14 protein-coding genes are annotated in these 17058 nt (G+C 63.4%); 5 read left to right on the top strand and 9 right to left on the bottom strand.

Translation table 11 applies throughout. The features are described from left to right. The first annotated feature begins 12 nt into the window (after nt 1-12). Nucleotides 13-528 carry a DUF6992 family protein gene (locus N008_RS09995; RefSeq protein WP_052381405.1) on the top strand — a complete coding sequence of 172 codons (516 nt, stop codon included), beginning with the start codon at nt 13-15 and terminating at the stop codon, nt 526-528. An 89-nt stretch (nt 529-617) separates the two neighbouring features. Here N008_RS09995 and N008_RS09990 read toward each other — a convergent pair whose 3' ends face one another. The 7 genes from N008_RS09990 to N008_RS09960 form a co-directional block, all read right to left on the bottom strand. Then, a complete protein-coding gene (locus N008_RS09990) occupies nt 618-1175 on the bottom strand; it encodes a type 1 glutamine amidotransferase domain-containing protein (RefSeq protein WP_044015682.1) in 558 nt (185 codons plus the stop codon). A 111-nt stretch (nt 1176-1286) separates the two neighbouring features. Continuing rightward, nucleotides 1287-1796, bottom strand: a complete 510-nt coding sequence (locus N008_RS09985; RefSeq protein ID WP_044015680.1) for an acyl-CoA thioesterase — start codon at nt 1794-1796, stop codon at nt 1287-1289. A 15-nt stretch (nt 1797-1811) separates the two neighbouring features. Further along, a complete protein-coding gene (locus N008_RS09980) occupies nt 1812-2918 on the bottom strand; it encodes a DUF3616 domain-containing protein (RefSeq protein ID WP_044015678.1) in 1107 nt (368 codons plus the stop codon). Between the two features lie 67 nt (nt 2919-2985). Then, the gene (locus N008_RS09975; protein WP_156109192.1) at nt 2986-3483 is read right to left on the bottom strand and encodes a hypothetical protein; all 498 of its coding nucleotides are present in this window, start codon (nt 3481-3483) and stop codon (nt 2986-2988) included. Between the two features lie 142 nt (nt 3484-3625). Then, the gene (locus N008_RS09970; protein ID WP_044015674.1) at nt 3626-4048 is read right to left on the bottom strand and encodes a hypothetical protein; all 423 of its coding nucleotides are present in this window, start codon (nt 4046-4048) and stop codon (nt 3626-3628) included. Nucleotides 4049-4276: 228 nt separating this feature from the next. Beyond that, the gene (locus tag N008_RS09965; protein WP_052381404.1) at nt 4277-6319 is read right to left on the bottom strand and encodes a GMC family oxidoreductase N-terminal domain-containing protein; all 2043 of its coding nucleotides are present in this window, start codon (nt 6317-6319) and stop codon (nt 4277-4279) included. Nucleotides 6320-6643: 324 nt separating this feature from the next. Beyond that, nucleotides 6644-8077 (bottom strand): aldehyde dehydrogenase family protein, encoded by a 1434-nt coding sequence (locus N008_RS09960; protein ID WP_044015671.1) that lies wholly within the window; start codon nt 8075-8077, stop codon nt 6644-6646. Nucleotides 8078-8742: 665 nt separating this feature from the next. Here N008_RS09960 and N008_RS09955 point away from each other — a divergent pair. From N008_RS09955 to N008_RS09940, 4 genes are all read left to right on the top strand, one after another. After that, entirely contained in the window at nt 8743-9186 is a 444-nt protein-coding gene (locus N008_RS09955) for a DinB family protein (RefSeq protein WP_044018574.1), read from the top strand. A gap of 153 nt (nt 9187-9339) precedes the next feature. Continuing rightward, entirely contained in the window at nt 9340-10077 is a 738-nt protein-coding gene (gene bla, locus N008_RS09950; RefSeq protein WP_197062983.1) for a subclass B1 metallo-beta-lactamase, read from the top strand. Between the two features lie 447 nt (nt 10078-10524). Continuing rightward, nucleotides 10525-11394 (top strand): AraC family transcriptional regulator, encoded by an 870-nt coding sequence (locus N008_RS09945; protein ID WP_044015670.1) that lies wholly within the window; start codon nt 10525-10527, stop codon nt 11392-11394. 215 nt (nt 11395-11609) lie between these two features. Further along, on the top strand, nt 11610-12722 hold the full coding sequence (locus N008_RS09940) for a hypothetical protein (protein WP_052381401.1): 1113 nt from the start codon (nt 11610-11612) through the stop codon (nt 12720-12722). 97 nt (nt 12723-12819) lie between these two features. Here the strand turns inward: N008_RS09940 and N008_RS09935 are convergent, their stop codons facing one another. Beyond that, a complete protein-coding gene (locus tag N008_RS09935) occupies nt 12820-14145 on the bottom strand; it encodes an erythromycin esterase family protein (RefSeq protein ID WP_044015669.1) in 1326 nt (441 codons plus the stop codon). A gap of 294 nt (nt 14146-14439) precedes the next feature. Beyond that, the gene (locus N008_RS09930) at nt 14440-16887 is read right to left on the bottom strand and encodes an outer membrane beta-barrel protein (RefSeq protein ID WP_044015668.1); all 2448 of its coding nucleotides are present in this window, start codon (nt 16885-16887) and stop codon (nt 14440-14442) included. Nucleotides 16888-17058: the final 171 nt, after the last annotated feature.

The following is a 17058-nucleotide window of genomic DNA, read 5'->3' as shown; positions in this document are numbered from 1 at the left end:
TCATTCTGCACTATGAATTCTGCCAGCCTCTTGACTACCGCCAGCAGCCTAGATGCTCTCAACCACGCCCGTGAGCTGCTGGCCGAGCGCGGCATGGGCGTGCTCGGCGCGTGGGCCCTGCTGAACCTGCTGGTGAGCGGCTACCGCGTGATGCACTCCGACCCGCGCGCCGAAGCCCGCTACTTCCATCTGATGAACGTGGGCTGGGCCTTTGTGAATACCGGAATTGCGGTGTGGGGCCTGCTCCACGCCAACCCCAACCACGTGGCCGGCCTGCCCCTGGCCGACAGCCTGGCCGCGCAGTTCACGATGGAGAGGATCCTGCTCTTCAACGCGGGCCTCGATGTGGCCTACGTGGTGTGCGGCAGCTGGCTGCGCGCCCGGGCCGCCACAACGGTGCCGCCCGAGAAGCTGCTGGGCTACGGCCGCTCGCTGTGGCTGCAGGGCGGGTTTCTGCTGCTGTTTGATGTGGGCTTCTACCTGCTCTACCACCGCTACGCCGACGAGCTGCTGGCGCTGGTTTCGTAACGGGCGGGTACTCCGCACAAAAAAACGCCCGCTGACAACTAAGGTCAACGGGGCGTTTTTGCCAGTGGCGGCCTGGGGCCGCCGAGGACTTATTGCTTGCCTACCAGGGCCTCCTTGATCTTCTCGTTGAAGTTAGGAATGTCCTGCGGGTTGCGGCTGGTGATGATGTTGCCGTCGACTACTACGGTTTCGTCAACCCAATGACCGCCGGCATTTTTGATGTCGGTTTTCAGGCTGGGCCAGCTGGTGAGCTTTTTGCCGCGTACGGTATCGGCCTCAATAAGCAGCCACGGGCCGTGGCAGATGGCGGCTACCGGCTTGCCGGAGCGCACAAACTCGCCGATGAAGCTGATAACGGCGGGCTCGGTGCGCAGGATATCGGGGTTCATCTGGCCGCCGGGCAGCACCAGCGCATCGTAGTCGGCTACCTTGGCGTCGCCGATTACCTTGTCCACGCTCACTTTGTCGCCCCAGTCTTTCTCGTCCCAACCTTTGATGGAACCGCTCTTCAGCGAAATGACGTGGGTTTCGGCGCCTTCGCCTTCCAGAAACTTTTTGGGTTTTTCTAGCTCCGACTGCTCGAAGCCGTCAGTGGCCACAATGGCGATGGTTTTTCCTTTGAGGCTGTCGCTGCCAAATATAGACATGGGAAAGGGTGTAAATGGTTGGGAGGAAAGATCAGAAAAGGCCGGCTGCGCTACGCAACCGGCCTTTTCCTTAACGACAGACAGCCGACCAGGTTGGTGTAAGATCCGGCCTTATTCTTCGCGGCGCAACTGCTTGAACTGCTTGCGCACGGCCTTCACCCGCTCGTCGAACCCGTCTGGGTCGTAGTCAACGTGCTCCACGTCCAGCTCGCTGAGCATGTCCATCAGGGCCGCCGAGTGCTCGGAGCGGGTGCCGGCCCGCGCCGATACAAACGCCATTTCCGACCACAGCAGCGCTTTAAGGCGCTGGCCGTCTTCGCTGAGCATCTGCATTTCCACCACCAAGTTGGAGTTGTCGAAGTGGATGAGCTGGGTACGGATGCGCACTACCTCGCCGTGGTTGGCCGGGCGCAGGTAGCTCAGATGATGCTTGGTAATCACCCAGGCCGCATTCTGCTCGCGGGAAAGCTCGCCCAGGTTCAGGGCGTAATGCTGAATGGTGTGCTCTTCGCGGGCGTTCAGGAAGTAGTCGAGGTAGCGGGCGTTGTTGAGGTGGCCCAGCATGTCGCAGTCCTGGAAATGAATGCGGTGCGTGGTTTCGGGCGTTTGAACGAGGGGCATGGAAACAGAAGCTGATTAGGAAGGCAATAGAAAGCTGTCGGCCACTACGTAGTGCGGCTTGGGCTTGCGGGCGTCGGTGGGGCTGTCGAACACGATGAGGATGTGCTGATCATCGAGCAGGGCCATGCCCTCGGCCTTGTCCTGGCCAGAGGTGGGGCCGGAACCGTGCGGAATGTCGTAGAGGCGCTGCAGCTTGTCGGCCCCGATGAGGCTGTCCTGCTCGCAGCGCAGGGCATCGGGCCAGCAATATACCGCAATGGTACCGTCGAGGTCCATGGTAGGGCCGGCCAGCAGCAGCAGGTCGGAGCCGCGCTGGCGCAGTTCGCGCAACCCCATGCCGCGCAGGTCGAGGAAGTGCTTTTTGTAGTATTTCTCGGTAGCGCCGGGCACTTCGTCGAGGCGTAGGCGGCCGTGCTTGTCTTCGCGCGGCAGCACCTCCAGCACCACGGCCCAGCCCCGCAGTACAGGCCCGCGCAGGCCAATAAACAGCCGCCCATCGGGCGCCACGGCCAGCCCCTCAATATCGAAGCCGTTGTCTTTGCCGGGGATGTTCATAAAACCCTTCAGGTGAACGTCCTGGGCCAAAAGGTCCAGTAGATCATTGGACTCGTCGGTGCCACGCAGCTGGGCGGCGTGCAGGGTGCGGGTGGGGTCGGTGGGGTGCGGAGCTTTTTTGTGCAGCTCGTAGTCGCCGGTTTCGGGGTTGAGCAGCAGCGGCACCCGCGCCAGCAGGTAGCGGCTGGCCTCCTCTTCCACCTTGGCCAGCTTGGCAATCTGCTTGGCGGTATCCGTGTCGGCGGGGTCGGGCTTTTTGCGCTTGAGGCTGTGCGAGCCGATAATCCAGAGGTAGTTGTCGCACTCGCCCAGGCCCTCAATGTCGATTTCCACGTTGGCTTCCTCGTTGGTGAGGTCCAGCAGGTCGGCCAGCTCATAGCGGCAATGTTCGCCAAACTCGTGCGGCCCCACTAGGCGCAGGCGCTCAATGCTGGTGCGCTCGTCGCAGCTCAGCCAGAGGTTGTCGCCGGTGCGCAGCACGGTAGAGAGGCCGTCGCGCACGTGCTTGCCGGCCTCGTTGAGGCTGAGCTTGGGGTTGAAATGAAGCTGGTAGGGCTGGCGGCGCATAACGGAACTGAACAGTGGTTGCCCCGTGCCAACGTGCCGCCCGCCGGAAGGTTGTGGCGGGCCCAGCCTAGCGGCAGCTGCGGCGCAACTGCTCCAGCCGGCGCACCAGGTCTTTCACCACGGCTTCGTCGGTGGTGTAGAGGCTCATGGTGGTCGTGATATCCGTGTTTTTAGAGTGGCGCTTCACCCGTAGCTCGTAGCTACGGCGGCCATCATCGTCGGTATCGGGGACGTAGCTGAGGGCCGTTACGTCCTGCCAGTCAAACCCCATTTTCAGTTCAAAACGGCCGTTATCCAGATTCACGGCCCAATCGGAGCTGCCTTTGCTGACGCTCACCGCCACCGGCTGGTTCATCTGCACGTCGGCCTTTGTATCACGGATGGTTTGCTGCACGTGGCAGCCGCTCAGCTCCAGCTTCACTTCCTGCGACGGTTTGCGCGGGTCGTGCAGCAGGTGATTGAGTTGCCGAACCAGAGCCTGCCGGTCGGTAGCCGACATGGTTTGGGCCGCCGCCGTGCCAGCCGGCACCAGCAAACTCATAAGCAGGAGAAAAAGCAGTTTCATGGCAGTGCGTTCTACAGACGTGAACCCACGAATTGGCGGCCGGAACAACCAGCCGCATCTGCAGATGCAGCCTCCTGACAATCAGTTGCCTGACAGACAGGTTTATCCAGAAAATCTCCCTGCCAGCGGCGGCCCCAAGCTACTAATTGGCCTTGCGGGTCTGGCGCTGGGCCTGCATCTGGCGCTGCTTGGCTTTCAGCTGCTGGTACTGGGTGGGCGTGAGCACCTGCTGCAGCTCCTTGTCGGAGGTGGTGATGATGCGCTTCTGTTCGGCTAGCAGCGCCGGGCGGTTGTTGGCGAACTGCTTCTGAGCCGCATTGGCCTGCTCCGCAACCCCCGACAAGATGGCCCGCACCTTCTGGCGCTGCTCAGCGGTCAGGTTTAGCTCCTCGGTCATGATGTCGGTCATGTCGCGGGCGGCGGTGGGCGCTACCACGGGCGCGGGCGCCGCCGGCGGCGCTGTAGATACCGATTTAGCTTCGGGAATGGCCTTGTTGCGGCGGGCGCATCCTACCGACAGTGTGGCCAGCAGTAGAAGCGAAAAAGAGAGTTGAGAGAGACGCATACGGCAGTAACGAAAACAGGCGTGTGCCTCGCATACGCGAAAAAGCAGGTTTTCGATCATTGTTGGACGGCTATATTCTGCGCAAAACCCGGCCAACGCCCGCGGCTCCGCAGCGAATCTCCTCGTTTTCAGCTCTCACCAGTTGTATCGCAATTCCTTCTCCCTATTTGGGGGCAGGACGTGCAACCGCACTGGCCGTAAGGCTGCCGGCACTTCATTCTGGCGCTGTTACTCCACCGTAACAGCCGCCACCCGCGCAGGCGCCACCGGCACGGCCGCCTCCATCTGCTGGGCCGTGTAGTGAGCCAGCGCCATCACGGTCAGCATCGGGTTGACGCCGCTGCAGGCCGGGAAGGCGCTGGCATCGGCCACGAACAGGTTTTTAACCTCGTACAGCTCGCCGGTGGGGCTGGTGGGGTGCGTGGCCGGGTCGCCGCCCATGCGGCAGGTGCTCATCTGGTGGGCGCTGTAGAGCCCAAACTGGTTGGGTTTCCAGCTCAGGTGCGCGAGTTGGTCCAGCACTTCGGGGTTTTGCGGCTGACCGTCTTTCACACGCAGCAAGGGCAGCGTGCCGTGGGGCAGCAGCACCGTGTGGGCCCCGGCCGCGGCATGGATTTCGGCGGCGGCCCGCACGCCGGTCAGCATGTTGGCGCGGTCGTGCTCGGAGAGGGTGTAGTCGATGATGGCCTGCCCGTGCTTGTCGATGCTGACGCGGCCGCCGTCCCGGTCGCGGGTGAGCACAATGAACGAGCCCAGGTGGTCGGCCTGCTGCATGAGGTGCTTGTGCTGGCGGCCGCTGAGCCAGGGCATCACCATGCTCATGAGGCCCACGTGGGCGGGCGGCGTTTCCAGCTTGGCGCCGTAGTTGGTGCCGTTGAGCATAGTGAAGCAGTCGTTCACCACCGACATGCTGGGCCCGAACCACGGCTGCATCGGCCTGTCGTACAGCCCCGACACCACCACTGTGGGGTGCAGATTGAGGTGCCGCCCGATGTGCGGATGCTGCAGGCCACTGCGCAGCAGCAGCGCCGGCGTCTGGATGGCACCGCCGGCCACCACCACCCGCCGGGCCCGCACCGTCACACGCACCGGGCGGCCGTCGGCGGTGGTGTGCACGGCCTCGGCTCCGGTGGCGAGGCCGTCAGTTATCGTGACGCGCTCCACCCGGGTATCGGCCAGCAGGCGCGCGCCGTGCTCGAAGGCCTGCAGCAGGTAGGTGTTGAGCGTGCCCTGCTTGATGCCGTGCGCGTCGCCGAGGGTGGTGTAGCCGAGAGCCTGAAAGTGCGCATCAGAGTCGGTGAGGCCTTTTTCGTTGCGCGGAATCAGCTTCACCTCCTGCCCCAGCCGGGTAGAGCCGTCCCAGAGGGCCTGGTTCTGGCCGTTGTGGCGGGTGTAGTCGATGTTCACGCTCAGGGCGCGGCTCACGGCGTCGAGGCTTTTCTTGAACTCCAATGTGGCCACGTGCGGCAATTGGTGTTCGCGCGCCCACTCCTGCAGCACGTAGTCGGGGGTGCGGAAGGCGCCGGCCCAGTTGACAGTGGTGCCACCGCCCAGGCAGGCGCCGGCCAGAATGCCGATGCTGCCATCCTGAGTGCTGAGCGCGCCTTTAGCGTCGTAGAGCTTGCCCAGCATGTCGACTTCGCGCTGGGTGAAGTCGCAGCCGTGGCAGTAGGGGCCTTTTTCCAGCACCAGCACGTCGTGGCCGGCGGCGGCCAGCTCGCCGGCCACCACGCCGCCACCCGCGCCGCTGCCAATCACCAGCACGTCGCAGTCGTAGGTTACGTCCTGGGTCGGCTGCAGGGTCCGGATGGGTTTGGCGGTGTCCACGGGCAGGTCGGCGGGCAGCGGGCCGGCGTAGCCGATACTGTCCCACACCGGGTTGCGGCCGCCGGCTTTGGCGCCGCCATAAAACAGAATGAGCAGCAGCTTGCGCAGCGCGTGGAAGCCTTTACGCAGCTGCGGCACGTTGCTCTGGGCCCAGCTCTGCAGCATTTTCTCGCGCTGGGCGGGCTGCAGGCGCACAAACGACCGCAGCGGCCCAAACCACGTCAGGCCCAGCGTCGGCGAGTCGAGCAAGCCCAGCAGCTTTAGAAACTCCTGCCGCGCGGCGGCGGGCTGCTCGTCCAGTATCTCCCCAATCTGGTTGACGTCAACGCCCTCGGAGCCGCGCCGCTGCCAGAAGGCCGCGTGCTCCGCGGGCCCATCCACGGCAGGAATGAAGGTATCGGCGAGGGCGCGCAGGGTGGCGCGCTGGGCTTCGGTGAACTGCATGGCACTGCGAACGTCAGGGTGGGAAGCCGGCAGGCGGTAGTCGGCCCGCCGGCTCCCAAAAGTTCGCGCTTTTTCCGCAGAAATACTCGGCTTGCATACGGAATTTGGTGAATCGTGATGAGGTGATGAGGTGACAGGTGACAGGTGACAGGTGACAGGTAAAGAAAGAACGTCATTCCGAGTGGAGCGAGGAATCTCGCTTGCTGACGTTAGATTATCACTGCAACATCAGCACGCGAGATGCTTCGGCTGCGCCTCTGCATGACGTTCTTTCTTTACCTGTCACCTCATCACAATTCACCCCATCACCTCATCACCCAACAATTACAACCAGCGCAGCAGCAGGCCTACCATGTGTTTTACTTTGGGGGTGTAGGGCGGGTAGAACTGCTTGATGCCGGTCATGCCGGTGCGCTGTTTCAGTACCGACTTTTCGTTGCTGAAAGCCAGGAAACCGGCGTGGCCGTGGGCGCGGCCCAGGCCACTGTTGCCGGCGCCGCCAAACGGCAGCTCGGGGTGGGCCAGGTGCAGCACCGTTTCGTTGACGGCGGCGCCGCCGGCCGGGATGTTGCCAAGCAGGTAGCGCTGGTTTTCCTTGCTTTGGGTGAAGACGTACAGCGCCAGCGGCCGGGGCCGGGAGTTCACCTCGTCGGTGGCCTCCTGCAGGGTGCGGAAGGTGCGCACCGGCAGCAGCGGCCCGAAGATTTCTTCCTGCATGATGCGGCTGCCGGAGTCCACGTTTTGCAGCACGGTGGGCTCGATGAAGCGCTGGCTAGCGTCTACGTGGCCGCCGAGAGCCAGCGTGGCGCCGTGCAACTGGGCATCTTCTAGCAAACCCGCCACCCGCTCGAAATGGTGCTGGTTGACGATGCGGGCAAACGAGTCGGAGGCGACGACGCCCTCATTGGCGGCATCGTAGAAGCGGCGCACCACGGCCCCGATTTCGTGCAGCAGCGGCTGCTGCACGCTTTCGTGCACCAGCAGGTAGTCGGGCGCCACGCAGGTCTGGCCGGCGTTGATGCCCTTGCCCCACACGATTTTCTCGGCGGCGTCGCGCAGGTCGGCGGTTTCATCCACGATGGCCGGGCTTTTGCCGCCCAGCTCCAGCGTGACGCTGGTCAGGTGCTCGGCGGCGGCGCGCATCACCACCTTGCCCACCTGCGGGCTGCCCGTGAAGAAGATGTGGTCGAAGGGCAGGCGCAGCAGCTCGGTGGCCACGTCCTTGTCGCCTTCCACCACCGTCACCTCGGCCGGGTCGAACAGCTCGCGGGCCATGCGGCTCAGCAGCCCGGCCACGGTGGGCGTCATTTCCGAGGGCTTAATGATGACGCAGTTGCCGGCCGCCAGCGCCGAAATCAGCGGATCAATGGCCAGGTAAAACGGGTAGTTCCAGGGCGCGATGATCAGGCAGACGCCTTTGGGCTCGACCTGCACCCAGCCGCGCGCGCCCAGCAGGGCCAGCGGCGTTTCGGCAGGGCGGGGCGCCATCCACTCCTTGAGGTGGCGTAGCGTGTGCTTGATTTCGGTCTGGGAAGGCCAGATTTCCGACACGTCGGTTTCGGTGGTGGGCTTGCGGAAGTCGGAGAAGAGGGCTTGCTGAATGGCGGCCCGGTTTTCCGTAATCCAGTGGCTGAGCTTGCGGAGGCGGGCGGCGCGGGCGGCGGTATCTTCGCGGCGCAAGTCGGCGCTGCGGGTTTGCTGCTGCGCAAACAGGCGGCCTAGAGATGCGGAAGCGACGGATTCGGGGGCAGACTCCATATGTAGAGAGAAAAGAGCGGAACAGATGAGCAGTGGGAGTAATACGGGCCAGCGTCTGGCATGACCGGCCACTGCCTCACTAAGAAGCTGGTAGAACAAAGACGCAACCACTGAGAGGTTGGATATTCCCAACTATCAGCCTTGCCTACTATTGATTATGGCCCTATACGCAGCACTTGCAATCTTACCACTTAGCAGGGTGCAGAGATGCACAATCCAGCGCTTCGTCGTTGAACGGCCGGTTGCCGGTACTGGGTCGGTCAGCCAGCAGCTGATAAGCAACAACCGACTACGTCAACGGTTACCCTGGTAGCCGAATGCAGAACGGGTAATTACCTGGCAACAGGCCGGCGTGGCAGCAGCAGGCGCGTAAACAAGCAACAAAAATCTATTTATCAAGCTATTATATATAGAAAAGCCTAACAAAATGCCGACTGGTTTGCTGTAATTTTGCCCACCCAATCTGCTACTTTCCTGGAAATATGCTTGATCTTCACCCGCTTGCTGCAGTGGCTACCCACCATCAGCGCAATGCGGCAACAGCCCCGGGGTTAGTGGGCACGTTGCAGCCGCGGCGCCGCGGCCGCCGACGCCGGTCGGAGCCGGTCACAAGTGTAGCGGCCGGTGGCAGCCCACCTCCAGTGCTGCCGCTCCCGGACAAGCCCTTGGCAGAGCCGCTAGCCCGGCTGCAGCACTTGCTGGACCTGCTCAACCGCCATTTTCCCGACTACGACGAGCTGGAGCTGAGCCGTCCTCTGCAGCCCGGCGGCTGGTCGCGGCGGCAGATTCTGGGGCATCTTCTCGACTCAGCTACCAACAATTACCGCCGCTTCGTGCTGTGCCAACTGGAGCCTGAGCCTTTCCATATGACATCGTATCAGCAGGATGGGTGGGTAGCCTGCGGCGCCTACCAAGCGCCCCCCGCCACCGAGTTGCTGCAGCTCTGGACTCTGTATAACCGGCAGCTCGCCCGGCTGCTGGACCAGCTCACGCCCGCGGCCCTGCAGCACCGCTGCGAGTTTGAAAACGGCTATAATGTAACGCTGGGCTGGGTGGTGGAAGATTACGTGGTACACATGGAACACCATATCCGGCAGATTATCGGCTGAGCAGGCACGGGTTTTGGCGGCGCGGGCACTATCCGGGGCGGTGCGCCGTTAGGGAAGCTTGTTCATTGATTTTTCTGAATGTTTGTTCTGTTTCCGCGCCCGTTGCGCTGCGTACGCCGGCTGATGCTGCCGGCGGTTTTGGCTTTGTTTTCTTTGAATTGGGCTCTAGCCAGCCCGCCGCCCCGCCCCCGGCCGGCTGCCCTGCATCTGCAGGTGCGGCGCGTGGCCCCCAACGTATTCGTGCATACCTCCTACCACCGCTACGCCGGCAAAACCGAGCCCGTGGCATCGAATGGTCTGATTGTGAGCACCAGCAAAGGCGCGCTGCTCATCGATACGGCCTGGGACCCGGAGCAGACGCTGGAGCTGCTGCGCTGGGTGGCCGACAGCCTGCACCAGCGGGTGCGGCTGGTGGTGGTATCGGGGGCGCAGGAGGCGCGGCTGGGCGGGCTAGCCGTGCTGCAGGCTAACCATATTAAGGTGTACAGCACACCGCTCACGGCCAAGCGGGCCGGGCGGCTGCCCTTTGGCGCGCCTACGCCGGCCATCAAGCCCTACACACTGATCCGGGCGGGCCGCACGAAGCTGGAGCTGTTTTTCCCCGGCCCCGGCCACAGCCCCGACAACCTGGTGGCGTGGCTGCCCAAGCAGCGGGTGCTTTTCGGCGGCGACTTGGTGCAGGACGCCACGGCGCAGCTGCTGAGCAGCACGGCCGAAACCAACCTGAAACAGTGGCCCGCCACGCTCCGCAAGCTACAGGCCCGCTATCCGCAAGCCGAAGTGCTGGTGCCCGGCCGCGGCCAATGGGGCAGCCCCGATCTGCTGGCCCACACCCTGCACCTGCTGCGCAACGCCCCACGCAAACCCCAGACGGCGCTTAATGGCCGGTAGCAAGGCGTGGGGCGGCCTCGTCAGCAATACCAATAGGCTGAAAACGAAAAAAGCTGAGACCTAACGGCCTCAGCTTTTTTAACGTCCGTCGACGAAATCGGCGAACGGGCCAGCGGCAAAATTCCCACCCAATGCCGCTGGATATTGGTGGCAGACAGCGCCGGCGCACTCTCTGCCTGCTGGCTTGCGCCAGCTATATTCTATCAGAAAAGACGGGCAAGCTGCGTTTCAACTCCTCCCCCGTCCGCTTCTTAGTCCTCTTGAAACCAGGCCGTTGCTGCCGAAAAAAGCCAGCCGAAACCGACGGCCGGCAGCAGGCCTGAATCGTGACACAATTTCGGCAGTTAATCAGGGGGTTACTACGTCGTAGTTAGCCGATGCAGGTGCTGTATTGACTTAATGTATTAATTTCGCAAGAAGTATCAGCCAGTAAAGCATTACTCCGCCATGAAACTGCAGTTTGAGCCTATCCACCCGACCGCCGACAGCTCTTTCACGCTGCTGCACTACACCCAGGTGCAAAGCGCCGGCCTGCTCTGGCACTACCACCCCGAGTACGAGCTGGTGTACATTCCGCAGGGCAGCGGGCGGCGGCACATCGGGCAGCACATTTCGCGCTTCGAGGAAGGCGAGCTGGTACTCATCGGCCCCGACCTGCCGCACCTCACCTTCAGCTACGGGCTGCCGGCCGGCACGCCATTCGAGGAAATAGTGGTGCAGCTGCGCTCCGACTTCCTGGGGCCGGAGTTCTGGCAGCACCCCGAGCTGGCCGATATCCGGCAGCTGCTGGCCCGCTCGCACGAGGGCCTGTCATTTGGGGGCATGACCCGCGCGGCGGCCGGCGACCTGCTGCGCGAGCTGCTGCACGCGCCGCCTTTCGCGCGCCTGCTTCTGCTGCTGCAGGTGCTGCAGCGCCTGGCCCAGGCCGCCCCCACCGACTACACGCCGCTGCACGCTGGCGCCGGCAGCCAGGCCCTGAGCGGCAAGGAGCAGCAGCGCCTGAGCCGGGTGTACCAGTTTGTGGAGCAGCACTATTTCCGGGCCAGCCTCTCGGTGCAGCAAGTAGCGGAAGTGGCGCATTTGTCGGTGCCGGCTTTCTGCCGCTACTTCAAGAAGATGACGCGCCTCACGCTCACTGAGTTTCTGCAGGAATACCGCGTGGGCCAGGCCTGCCGCAGCCTTATTGACGAGGAGCTGTCGGTGACGGAGGTGTGCTACGCCAGTGGCTTCAATAACCTGTCGCACTTCAACAAAACCTTCCGGCGCTACACCGGCTACAGTCCCACCGAATACCGCAAGCAGCGCGCGGCGGCGTAAGCAGAAGCACCGGCAAAAGGCACGTCATTCCGAGCTTGCGAGGAATCCCGCGTGCTGACGTTGAAGTAGTAATCACGCGTCAGCACGCGAGATGCTTCGGCTACGCCTCAGCATGACGTTCTGGTGGCTTCGTTCTATCGGCTGGGCACTACGGGCGGAACGCAGGCCGCCGGCCAGATGTATGGCAGATGATGCCTGCTTTTCCTTTTTCCAACGTGCCGCTTGCCGGATTCTGCTGGCTGCGCCGGGCGCTGCCGCTGGTGTGGCTGCTGCTGGGCGCCATGCCGGCCGGAGGCCCTAAGCCGCTGCTATTGCTGCCTGCGCCGCTCGGCATTCAGGCCGCCACTTTCTCGGTGGTGGATGTGCGCGACGACCGGGCCGACCGCACCGCCGTGGCGTGGCTGCTGCCGGCCCCGGCGCGGCCGGGTGCGCCAGCCGGCCCGCCCCTCGCCACCGACCTGCAAGGCGGAGCGGCCGGGGCCCTGCGGCAGTTTGCCCGCCAGAGTCTGCCGCGCACGGCCGGGCAGCGGCCCATCGTCATCCGAATAAAGGAGCTGCGGGTGCAGGAAACGGCCGCGCCGGGCAGCCAGGCAGAAGGCCGGGTGAGTGTGCGGCTGGCGTTTGAGTGGCAGCGGCCCGATGGCCCGCCGCTGCTGCTCACTGAGTATCGTGGCGGTGCCCGCTACGGCCGCCCGCTGGCCAGCCCGGCCGTGGTGGAGCCCACGCTGCGGCAGGCCCTGGCCGATGCCCTGCGCTACCTCAACGGCTGGCTAACCCAGGCCGCCGACCACGACGTACGCCTGGCCACGGCCGTGCAGCCCACCTTCCGCTACGACCAGCGCCAGACCGAGCCCGACACGCTGTTCCATGACCCCGCCCGCCCGTTGCGCTGGACGGATTTCACGGGCCGGCCGCGGCCGGGTGAGTACGCGGCCACGGTGTTTCCGGGGTTTGCCTACCGCGGGCAGCCGCGGGTGGTGCGCGGCGTGGTGCAGCTGGGCCTCACGCTGCAGGTGTTTGTGGTGCGCAGCAGCTCCTGGGTGGGGCCCGGCCAGCAAACACCTTACAACCTCAACCACGAGCAGCGCCACTTCGACATTGTGCGGCTGGTGGCCGAGCGGTTTCGGCGCAAAGCCACCGCCGACAGCCTCACCGTGGAAGACTACAACAGCATCCTGCAGCTGCAGTACCTGAAATCCTTCACCGAAATGAACCGCCTGCAAGACCAGTACGACCTGGAAACCCGCCACGGCCTGGACGCGGCCACGCAGGACCGCTGGAACCGCCGGATTGATGCCGAGCTGCGCGGCTACGGGGTTATTCAGTAAAGCAAGCCGGCCAGCAAGGCAAAAAGCCGCTGACGCATAGTGCGCCAGCGGCTTTTTATATAGATGTAAACTAGCGAAATACGGACACGACAATCGACTATAGAGGTGTGGCGGCCGTGGTGGTGCGCACGAACAGTAGGGCGTCGTAGGCTTCGGAAAGCTTGAAGGGGAAGTAGGAGTCCTTGCCGCTGTCGGGGCTGTAGCCCACTAGGCGATGGCCCCGGCGCACATCCTGCGCCTGCAGCTGAGAGGCGTTCAGGTAGAACACGGCGGGAGTAAGCGCCTGCATGCTGGCTTCCCACGAACCCGCTACGGGCGCTTCGAGGGGGTAAGCGGCCATGGGACTGAGCGGCGAGATGAAGCGGTGCGTGGTGGCCGCTACCGTGCCGGTGGCCGTGGTGGTGCCCAGCACGAAGTACTGGCCGGGAAACATGCGCTCCAGAAACTTGCCGGTGCCGCCGCCGTTGTTGTCGCCGGGCACGGCCAGGCGGCGCGATACGTGCGCATCGTGCGCCCACACAATGACTTTGCTGCCTTTGTCGCGCACCAGTAACCGAGTCATTTCAGCCATCAGGCTGTCGCGCGACGACTCGCGCTTGTTGACTTTGGGCTGGTAGAAGGTGTCGAAGTAGTGGTGCAGGTTCTGGAGGGCACCGGCCACTACCGGGCGTTGGCGGCGCGTCAGCTTTACGTTGGCCAGGGCTTTTTCCAGCTTTTCGGTGGCTTCGTAGCCGGCCCAGCCATTGGCCAGCATTTCGGGACGCTTGAACGGGATGCTCCGGTCGTTGAGGTCCACCCAAACTTTGTCCTGGTACTGGGCGCGCTGCACCAGCTGCTCGGTGAGGGCGCTGATTTCGGGCGAGAGGCGCACCAGCTGTTCGCGCAGCACCTCGGCGGCGGTGGTTCCGAACATGGCGTCGATGCCCGTCAGCTCCACTTTGCGCAGGTGGGACGTGTTGTAAGTATGCATCCAGTTCAGCATTTCCTCGGTTTCGCGGTTTTGCCAGATGCTGAGCAGGTGCTTTTTCATCAGCGGCTTCAGGTCGTCGATGGTGGCGGAGTGCATGGCCTCGTTGAGGCGGTAGCAGTCGGCGTAGGTGTTTTCGAGGGCCACTTGGTTGAAGCCTTCATCCTCCATCAGGATGCGGGTGAGCCAGAAGCGCAGCTTGTAAAACTCGGCAGTGCCGTGGGTGCCTTCGCCCAGCGCCACCACCTTTTTGCCCCGCATCTGCTTGATGAGCGGCTGCACAGTCTGGCGAAACAGCGCGTAGCTCTGGGTGTTCACGGCCTTCACCATGGAGGCATCAAGCGTGATGCGGGCCGTGTCGGCAGCGGCAGTGGCCGGAGCGGTTTGGGCCGAGGCACCAGTGGCGGTAGTAGCGAGCAAAGCGGCTGCGAGCAGGGAGCGGAAGATGGTTTTCATGGGTACCGGGGAAAGAGGTGTCGAGAGAGAAAGGCCAGCCGTTCAGCGACTGGCAACAACACAAAGGAATAGCCCCCAGCAGGCGAAATGAAGCTTTTTTAGACCACGGCGGGCCACGAGGCGACGAAGCAAGCGTCGCGGTTTTTTGGTCGAAGAAACGCACCCTATTGGTCGAAATTTGTGGCTGTAAGTTTCGCGCTTACCACTGCTCTCCAACCATTCTACCCCGGCACCTCCCCCGGGTAGGAGAAGGGCCGGGGCATGGCAGTGACCTCACGAATCCGTTTTGACAGTCTAATTTTCCAGACGATTCTTTTCGCCCTCGATACCGGTGCGGCGCGTTTTGATAATTTTCACTTTCTGGTTGCCGAAGCGGTAGCTGAAGTTCAGCCGCACGGAGCGGGTTTCGGCCTTATCGAGGCTGTACGCCTGCACACCTTCGGCCCGCGTGGTGTAGCGGCTGTTCTGCAGGTTCAGCGGGTCGAGGACGGTGAGCGTGAGCGTACCCTTTTCCTTCAACACCGGCTTTGATACCGCAATGCTGCCGTTATACTGGGCTTTGAACGAGTAGGCGCCGTAGGTGAGAGGCGTGCGGTAGAACAGATTCAGCTCGACCCGCATGCCATGGGATAGATTCACGGTGGTGTTGCTGCTGGCCATTACGCCCACACTCGACTGGTTCAGCCAGGGCATGGTGGGCGAGTAGAACCGCACGTAGGTGGCGCCCACAAAGTTTGCCATGGTCAGCACCCCGCCGTACATCTGCTTGGTCAGGCTCACGTTGGCATCCAGGCTGGTGCCCCGGTTCAGGTTCGCGTCGGACTGCACGAGGATGTTGGTGGCCGGTTCGCGGCGGAATACGCTGGCCAGCACGTTGGTGTGGTGGCCATAGCTCACGGAGGTAGCTACCGCGTTGTCGTAGCTGTGCGAAACGGAGAAGTTGTGCGAAAACGAGGGCCGGATGGCGGGGTTGCCCTGGTAGTAGAGGTAGGGGCTGAGGTAGGTCAGGAAGGGGTTGACGATGTCGAAGCGGAACCGGTCAATCTTGCGCTGGTAGCTGAAATTCCACTGTTGCTTGTCCGATGCCGCGTAGTCCAGCGACACGTTCGGGAACAGGTTGAAGTAGTCGCGCTTATTCACCTGGCCGAGCGTCAACGATTCGCCCTCGCTGCGCGTGTGCTCGGCCCGCACGCCTAGCTGCATGCCCACTTTCTGGCCCAGCGGCCGGCGCACCGAGGCGTAGGCGGCGTTGATGTACTCGCGGTACACGAAGTGGTTGGTGCGCCGCTCGTCGTTGCGCCAGGTTCCGCCCTCGGCCAGGTTTTCCCAGTGGATGTCGTTGTCGGTGATGGTGCGCAGGGATTTCAGGCCTGCTTCCAGCGCCGTGGCTTTGCCCAGGGTGCGCGTGTAGTCGGCAGTAAAGGAAGCCACCGAGTTGCTGGCCGGCGAGTAGGTACGCAGCGCACTGGCCGTGGCCTCCTCGCTTTGCAGGTCGTAGCCGGCGTTGCGGTACTGCTCGTCGAAGCGCTTGTTGAAGCGGAGATAGTCGGCGTTGAGCTTCAGCTCGCTACCGGCCGAGTCCAGCACGGTGCGGTAATAGAGGCTGATGGTGTGGTTGAAGCCCCGGGCAGTGCCGGTGGTTTGCAGGTCGTTGGTGGCGGTGGGCGGCCCGGTCAGGCCCGCCACCACGGAGTTGGTGTTGCCGTCCGTTGCGCGGGCGCTGGTTAAGCTGCGAATCTGCAAACCCACCGAGCTGCGCTTGGTCAGGTCGTAGTCCACATTGATGCGCGCCGTTTGGGCGCTACGCTCGGTTACACTGTAGCTCTGTTCGTTGATGCGCGTTTCCTGGTTTAGCACGCGGTTGCTGTCGAAGCGCCGATACTGTTTGTTGCGCTGGTAGTCGAGGCCCCCGAACACGCTCAGCTTGTCGCGGCGGTAGTTCAGGGTGAAGCCGCTGTTGTAGCGGGCAAAGCGGCCGGCACCGGCGCCGACAATCACGCTGCCGTTGGTTCCGAAGGCGCTGTTTTTCTTGGTGAGGATGTTGATGACGGCCCCGCCGTTGGCGTCGTACTTAGCCGAGGGATTGGCCACCACTTCCACCTTGTCGAGAGTGTTGCTGGGCAGCGAGGCGAGCAGGTCGGCCAGGTCGTTGCCGCTGAGGTTGGTCACCTTGCCGTCGAGGAGCACCAGGGCCGTTTTGCCCCGCACCTGGTAGCGGCCACCCTGCTCAATTACCCCTGGCGCGCGCGACAACACTTCGGCGGCAGTACCGCCCTGGGCAATAGGGCTTTCGGCCACGTTCAGCACCAGCTTGTCGGCGCGCTGCTCTATGAACGGCTTGTAGGCCGTTACGGTCACACCTTTCAGGCTCTGCCCGGTGGCGGCCAGCAGCACCGGCGCCAGCACTACAGGTTGGCCCCCGCTTACTTCCACAACCAGCGGCGCCGCCGTCTTGTAGCCGATGTAACGCACCAGCAGCTGGTAGCGGCCGGCCGGCACGGCCTCAAAATGAAACGCACCGTGCTCGTCGCTGATGGTGCTGAGCACCGGGGCCGTCACGGCGGGCTGCAGTACCACCGTAGCAAAGGGCAGCGCTTGCCGCGAGAGGCTGTCGGCGACGGTGCCGCGTAGGGCGGCAGCGGCACGCTGGCCGGCCGATGCCGGGGCGGTTTGGGCGGTAGCTACGGCGGGTACGGCGGCCAGCGCAGCAACGAGGAGCAGGGAGGCGGAAGCGTTTTTCATGGACTTGGCAGTGGGCAGTGTGTCGAGGGAAAACCCAACCGCCAACCGGCTGGGAATGGGACAAAGCAACAGCCTTCCACTGCGTTTCCAGCGCGTTTTTCGACCACTCCAGTCACTGATCCGACCAAGTAGCCGGCCCGGTTTTTTGGTCGAAAAAAACACCCCCTTTGG

This window comes from Hymenobacter sp. APR13, assembly GCF_000737515.1.
Lineage (GTDB): Bacteria > Bacteroidota > Bacteroidia > Cytophagales > Hymenobacteraceae > Hymenobacter.
This window is presented reverse-complemented; position numbering and strand designations above follow the sequence as displayed.